This window comes from Photobacterium sp. BZF1 (assembly GCF_014349205.1).
In the GTDB taxonomy this organism is placed as follows: Bacteria; Pseudomonadota; Gammaproteobacteria; order Enterobacterales; family Vibrionaceae; genus Photobacterium.
In genome coordinates, this window is record NZ_JACSOF010000011.1 from 61,620 (window position 1) to 68,284 (window position 6,665).

Here is a 6,665-nt window from a genome sequence, read left to right on the forward strand (position 1 = left end):
TATCACTGCTGCATGAACGACGTAACCGCTTCGCGGAGCTTCGAGCTGAATAGACATCATTATGCCCAAAGGGTGTATTTCAGCTCTTATATCGCTTCGCGATGTCACACTCGGTAGATTCACTAAAATGACTAGCTTATGCATTTTAACTTCACTACAGCACAGTTTTCAGGTTTGGTCGGAACGAACCACCTCCGAGGGAAATAACTAGTTTCACCTTAATTTATGGTCCTGAATCTTCAGGTAAAACGACGCTGACGCTAGAAGTGATTGCAGCAGCGCAAAAGCAGGGTAAAACCTGTGCTTTCATTGATGCTGAGCATGCGCTTGACCCAATCTATGCCCGTAAACTGGGTGTTGATATTGACCAGCTATTGGTTTCCCAGCCGGACACCGGTGAGCAGGCTCTGGAAATTGCCGATGCCCTAGCACGCTCTGGCGCGGTAGATATCCTTGTTGTCGACTCCGTTGCAGCCCTGACGCCTAAGGCTGAAATCGAAGGTGAGATGGGTGATTCGCACATGGGTCTGCAGGCACGTATGCTGTCTCAGGCAATGCGTAAAATCACGGGTAACCTGAAGCAGTCTAACTGTATGTGTATCTTCATCAACCAGATCCGTATGAAGATCGGTGTGATGTTCGGTAACCCAGAAACCACTACCGGTGGTAACGCACTGAAGTTCTACGCATCTGTTCGCCTTGATATCCGCCGTACCGGTGCCATCAAAGAAGGTGACGAGGTTGTTGGTAACGAAACCCGCATCAAGGTGGTTAAGAACAAGATTGCAGCACCGTTCAAGCAGGCTGAAACCCAGATCCTTTACGGTAAAGGCTTCAACCGCTACGGCGAGCTTATCGACCTTGGCGTGAAGAACAAACTGGTTGAGAAAGCCGGTGCTTGGTACAGCTACCAGGGCGACAAGATCGGCCAGGGTAAGGCAAATGCCTGTAAGTACATTGAAGAAAACAGCCATATTGCTGAAGAGCTTGAAGCGAAACTGCGTGAACTTCTGCTAGCTCCGGCAGCGCTTGAAGAAGCGGCTGCGGAAGCGCAAGCAGAAGATGCGGATGCGGAAGATCAAGCATTCTAATCATCCTTGCTAATCTGGCGAGATGAAAGATTAGAGAAGCGGGCGGGGTAGCAGTACCTCGCCCGCTTTTATTTGGAGTGACTAGGCAATGAAAACCAAGAAACCCACCCAGAGTGCCAAGCAGGCCGCCGTCAGGTACCTGTCGCGCCGCGACCATGCCGAACAGGAGCTACAGCAAAAGTTGCTGGCCCGTGGTTTTGAACAGGAGGAGGTCGATGAGGCGGTTGCCCTATGCCAAGACTACAACTGGCTCGATGATGCCCGCTTTGCCGAGCGGTTGCTTAATAACGGGATTGCCAAGGGCTGGGGGCTGCTGCGGATCCGCCAGGAAATGGCGCATAAGGGGATCCATGAGGAAGTTGTCAGCCATTTGTTCGAAGACGATGAATTTGACTGGTTTGAGCATGCTCGCGAGATCGCCCAGCGCAAGTACGGTGACAGCCCGATGGATACCGATAAGGAAAAAGCCCGAAGGCTGCGATTCATGCAGTCCAAGGGGTTCGATTTCGAGCAGGTTAAATACGCACTCGATGTCGATGATGACGAATACTAAGCAGGCGATATATAGCCGCCAATAACCCAAACCCTACCGCAATTATCCTAAATTTTCCCCCGCACGCCTTCGGTGGGGGGATAAATTGCCTTATTTCTGAACATAACATTTCCCGTATTGGCTACCGTTGTTTTACAATAACCGCCAAAGAATTTATTTTAGTCCCATCACTGCCTGCCCGAATTGTCCTGCCGAGGGCATGGTGGAACCCAGGGCAGGCGATTAAGACAAGTTAAATTCGACCATTCAGTTTACATAAAAGCATTATTCAGGATTTGCCAATGTACATGAGCACTGATGAGATTCGCCGTGCGTTTCTTGCGTTTTTTGAGAGTAAAGGCCACCAGGTAGTAGAGAGCTCTTCTCTTGTGCCTGCCAATGACCCAACGTTGTTGTTCACCAACGCGGGTATGAACCAGTTTAAAGATACATTCCTAGGTCTGGAAAAGCGCAACTACACTCGAGCAACGACAGCTCAGCGCTGTGTTCGTGCTGGTGGTAAGCACAACGACCTGGAAAATGTTGGCTTTACTGCCCGTCACCACACTTTCTTCGAAATGCTGGGTAACTTCAGCTTCGGCGATTACTTCAAGCAAGACGCGATTAAATTTGCTTGGGAATTCCTGACAGTAACTCTGAAACTGCCGGAAGACCGCCTACTGGTTACCGTTTACGAGACCGATGACGAAGCGTTCGACATCTGGAACAAAGAAGTGGGTGTACCTGCTGATCGCATCGTGCGCATCGGTGACAAGAAAGGTGGCAAGCCGTTCGAGTCAGACAACTTTTGGCAGATGGGTGACACAGGCCCTTGTGGTCCTTGTACCGAAATTTTCTACGATCACGGTGATCACATCTGGGGTGGCCGTCCTGGTACGCCTGAAGAAGATGGCGACCGTTTCATCGAGATCTGGAACAACGTATTTATGCAGTTCAACCGTCAGGCTGACGGTACTATGGACCCGCTACCTAAGCCGTCGGTAGATACCGGTATGGGTATCGAGCGTATCTCTGCCATCATGCAGGGCGTGCACTCAAACTACGAGATCGATATCTTCCAGACGCTGATCAAAGAAGCTGCCGCTGTTATTGGCCATGACGATCTGGGCAACCAGTCACTACGTGTTGTGGCTGACCACATCCGTTCTTGTGCATTCCTGATCGCTGATGGCGTGATGCCGTCTAACGAAGGCCGTGGCTATGTCCTTCGCCGTATCATCCGTCGTGCTGTTCGCCACGGTAACAAGTTGGGCGCTAAAGGTGCCTTCTTCTACAAGTTGGTGGGTCCTCTGGCGGAGATCATGGGCACTGCCGGCGAAGAGCTGAAGAAACAGCAGGAAATGGTCGAGAAAGTACTGAAGATCGAAGAAGACAACTTCGGTCGCACACTTGACCGCGGTATGGCTATCCTGGCCGAAGCGCTGGATAACCTTGACGGTAAAGTGCTTGACGGTGAAACCGTATTCAAACTTTACGATACCTACGGTTTCCCTGCTGATTTGACTAACGACGTAGCGCGTGAACGTGGCTTCTCTATCGACGAAGAAGGCTTCAGCGATGCAATGGAAGCTCAACGCCAGCGTGCACGTGATGCAGGCCAGTTCGGTGTTGATTACAACGATGCGATCAAAGTTGACGCGGAAACTGAGTTCTGCGGTTATGCGGCGACAGAAGGTCAAGCGACTGTGGTTGCGCTCTACCGTGAAGGTGAAGCCGTTGATGCTATCAATGCCGGCGAAGATGCATTGATCGTATTGGACAACACACCGTTCTACGCTGAGTCAGGCGGCCAGTGTGGTGACACGGGTGCAATGACTGCTGACGGTGTTCAGTTTGTGGTTGCTGATACCCAGAAATTTGGCAACGCTATCGGTCATACCGGTAAGTTGGCTGAAGGTGCACTTAAAGTGGGCGACAAGCTAACTGCGACTGTTGATGCGGCCCGTCGTGCAGCAACTAGCCTGAACCACTCAGCGACTCACCTGCTACACGCGGCACTACGCAACCTGCTTGGCGAGCACGTGACCCAGAAGGGCTCACTGGTTAAGCCTGAAGGTCTGCGCTTTGACTTCTCTCACCTAGAAGCGGTGAAGCCGGAAGAATTGCGTGAAATTGAGCGTGTGGTGAACGAGCAAATCCGTATTAACCATGCGATCAACACCGATGTAATGGACATCGAGTCTGCCAAAGAAAAAGGCGCTATGGCGTTGTTTGGCGAGAAATATGATGATGAAGTTCGCGTCCTGAGCATGGGTGACTTCTCTGTTGAGCTGTGTGGTGGTATCCATGCATCTAACACTGGTGATATTGGCCTATTCAAGATTGTATCTGAAGGTGGTATTGCTGCAGGTATCCGTCGTATTGAGGCGGTAACCGGTGAAGCTGCTATTTCTGCGCTGCACGATCAAGAAGCGCTATTGGCAGAAACTGCAAGCCTAGTGAAGTCTGACGCTGCGTCAGTTGCAACCAAAGTAAGCGCGCTAGTTTCTCACAGCAAGCAGCTAGAGAAAGAAATCCAGCAGCTTAAAGACAAACTTGCTGCGCAGGAAAGTGCGGGCCTGATCAACAAGGCACAGGAAATCAATGGCGTTAAGGTATTGGTGACCAAGCTTGAAGGTGCGGACAACAAAGCCCTACGCGGTATGGTTGACGAGCTGAAGAACCAGCTAGGCAGCGGTATTGTTGTTCTGGGTAATGTCAGCGGCGACAAAGTTGGCCTGATTGCCGGTGTGACAAAAGATCTGACTAGCAAGGTCAAAGCTGGTGAGCTTGTAAACCTTGTTGCCCAGCAAGTTGGTGGCAAGGGCGGCGGTCGTCCAGATATGGCTCAGGCCGGTGGTACCGATGCAGCAGCATTGCCTGCGGCACTGGAGTCAGTGACCCCGTGGTTGGTTGAAAAACTGTAATAATTGGAGAGGTGCAGTGGCACTATTGGTGCAGAAATTCGGTGGTACGTCGGTAGGGAGTATCGAACGTATTGAAGCGGTGGCTGAGCGCGTGATAAAAGCGCGCCAGCTTGGTCATCAGGTAGTGGTGGTTGTCTCGGCGATGGCTGGCGAGACTAACCGTTTGCTGGGGTTGGCGAAACAAATTGATGCTGTCCCCACCCAGCGTGAGCTGGATGTCTTGTTGTCTACGGGTGAGCAGGTCACAATTGCCCTACTCGCCATGGCCCTGAATAAGCGGGGCTACTTGGCAACATCATTGACTGGTGATCAGTTAGGTATTCGCACTGATACTGTATTTAATAATGCCACCATCACTGAAGTAGAAACTGGGGTGGTCACTGAGCTGCTCGAGCGCGACCACATTGTGGTGGTCGCCGGTTTCCAGGGCCGTGATAGCAGAAATAACATCACAACTCTGGGGCGGGGCGGTTCTGATACCACTGCAGTCGCTATTGCAGGCGCACTGGCTGCCGATGAGTGTCAGATCTTCACGGATGTCGACGGGGTCTATACCACAGATCCCCGTTTAGTCAGTGAAGCTGCGCGTTTGTCGACAATTCACTTCGATGATATGACTGCAATGGCACGCCATGGCGCAAAAGTGCTACAATTACAGTCGGTTGAATATGCTGAGCAACACCAGGTTCCATTGAGGGTCCTTTCATCGTTCGATGAAGGGGAAGGGACCTTGGTTGATTTCTCGACAGTATCAGGAAATGGTGCTGCCGGGGTGGCAGTTAAAGGTCAACAGGCACTGTACCGTGTGATGCAACCACTTGAGAAAGTGGAGCAGCAACTGGGTTTGTTGGGCTTTGATGCTTGGTGCTATGGTGATAGTCAGCAAGCAACCTATATTGTTGCGGCCGATGATGAATTGGCTCGACTGAATGTTATCTTAGAAAAAACAGAACTGGCTCAGTCCTCAGTCGCTACACTGACCCTGGTTGGGGAAAGGGTAGTAGGGTGCAGTACGGAAGTGGCTGCCTCGTTGGCTGAAAAAGGGGTGGGTGTCTATCAACGAAAAAGCACTGCTCGTTGTGTCTCACTATTGATCAATGGGCAAGATTTACAGTTAGCCGTAGAACACATCCACAAAAAATTTGTGGTAGAGCCAGAAAGTCTGGATAATCGACCACTTCTCGCTGTTTCTTGAGCAGTGAACATTTACGAAAATGTAAATATTGTTGGATAATAAACGTTAACTCTTATAATACTGAGATTACTCAAGGAGCACACGAATGCTAATTTTGACACGTCGCGTAGGTGAAACGCTAATGATCGGTGATGAAGTAACCGTTACTGTTCTTGGCGTTAAAGGTAACCAGGTTCGTATCGGTGTAAATGCACCGAAGGAAGTTTCTGTTCACCGCGAAGAAATTTACATGCGCATTCAAGCGGAAAAAGAAACGGGTTCCCAGGGTTCTGGTAACTACTAATTCGAAGAAGGTCGGCTTTTATGCTGGCCTTTTTTGTTACTGCCTTCCGCGCCATACTCTTGAATCTAGAAGAGATACTGGGCCATTACGGGCGATAATGTGCCGTGTTGGCTATTAAGTGCGCATCCGCGCAGTGGATGTCGTTTTTTCACAATAAAGTGTTTGACTTATTTTTGGCTGGCAGTAATATGGGCCCCCGCAAGACGGTGAGGTGGCCGAGAGGCTGAAGGCGCTCCCCTGCTAAGGGAGTATACGGTTTGTAGCCGTATCGAGGGTTCGAATCCCTCCTTCACCGCCATTCCTTCTCAATGAATGAATGATCTTGCATTGCGCGTCCGTAGCTCAGCTGGATAGAGTACCTGGCTACGAACCAGGCGGTCGGAGGTTCGAATCCTCCCGGACGCGCCATTATTTAAAGGATATGGCCGAAAGGCGGTATCAGTAAAACCGAATTAAGTGTGCGCTCGTAGCTCAGCTGGATAGAGTACCTGGCTACGAACCAGGCGGTCGGAGGTTCGAATCCTCCCGAGCGCGCCATTAATTTGTGTGGTGAGGTGGCCGAGAGGCTGAAGGCGCTCCCCTGCTAAGGGAGTATACGGTTTGTAGCCGTATCGAGGGTTCGAATCCCTCCTTCACC

4 protein-coding genes, 4 tRNA genes and 1 pseudogene are annotated in these 6,665 nt (G+C 50.8%); all 9 read left to right on the forward strand.

The window, feature by feature from the left end:
• Positions 1-221: 221 nt before the first annotated feature.
• A pseudogene (recA, locus tag BIZ37_RS04025) lies at positions 222-1,091 on the forward strand (recombinase RecA); the annotation flags it as partial.
• Between the two features lie 88 nt (positions 1,092-1,179).
• Positions 1,180-1,644, forward strand: a complete 465-nt coding sequence (gene recX, locus BIZ37_RS04030; protein ID WP_187460414.1) for a recombination regulator RecX — start codon at positions 1,180-1,182, stop codon at positions 1,642-1,644.
• Positions 1,645-1,925: 281 nt separating this feature from the next.
• Positions 1,926-4,550, forward strand: a complete 2,625-nt coding sequence (alaS, locus tag BIZ37_RS04035; RefSeq protein WP_187460415.1) for an alanine--tRNA ligase — start codon at positions 1,926-1,928, stop codon at positions 4,548-4,550.
• A 16-nt stretch (positions 4,551-4,566) separates the two neighbouring features.
• Entirely contained in the window at positions 4,567-5,745 is a 1,179-nt protein-coding gene (locus BIZ37_RS04040; RefSeq protein ID WP_187460416.1) for an aspartate kinase, read from the forward strand.
• 85 nt (positions 5,746-5,830) lie between these two features.
• Positions 5,831-6,028, forward strand: coding sequence for a carbon storage regulator CsrA (csrA, locus tag BIZ37_RS04045; protein ID WP_036818084.1), 198 nt, complete (start codon positions 5,831-5,833; stop codon positions 6,026-6,028).
• Positions 6,029-6,233: 205 nt separating this feature from the next.
• Positions 6,234-6,326 (forward strand) — tRNA-Ser (locus tag BIZ37_RS04050).
• A gap of 33 nt (positions 6,327-6,359) precedes the next feature.
• Positions 6,360-6,436, forward strand: a tRNA-Arg gene (locus BIZ37_RS04055).
• Between the two features lie 52 nt (positions 6,437-6,488).
• A tRNA-Arg gene (locus BIZ37_RS04060) sits at positions 6,489-6,565 on the forward strand.
• An 11-nt stretch (positions 6,566-6,576) separates the two neighbouring features.
• A tRNA-Ser gene (locus BIZ37_RS04065) sits at positions 6,577-6,665 on the forward strand.

What these genes read in the sequence shown, in the direction of transcription:
- recX (WP_187460414.1), top strand. Translation starts at nt 1,180, where the DNA reads ATGAAAACCAAGAAACCCACCCAGAGTGCCAAGCAGGCCGCCGTCAGG.
- alaS (WP_187460415.1), top strand. Translation starts at nt 1,926, where the DNA reads ATGTACATGAGCACTGATGAGATTCGCCGTGCGTTTCTTGCGTTTTTT.
- csrA (WP_036818084.1), top strand. Translation starts at nt 5,831, where the DNA reads ATGCTAATTTTGACACGTCGCGTAGGTGAAACGCTAATGATCGGTGAT.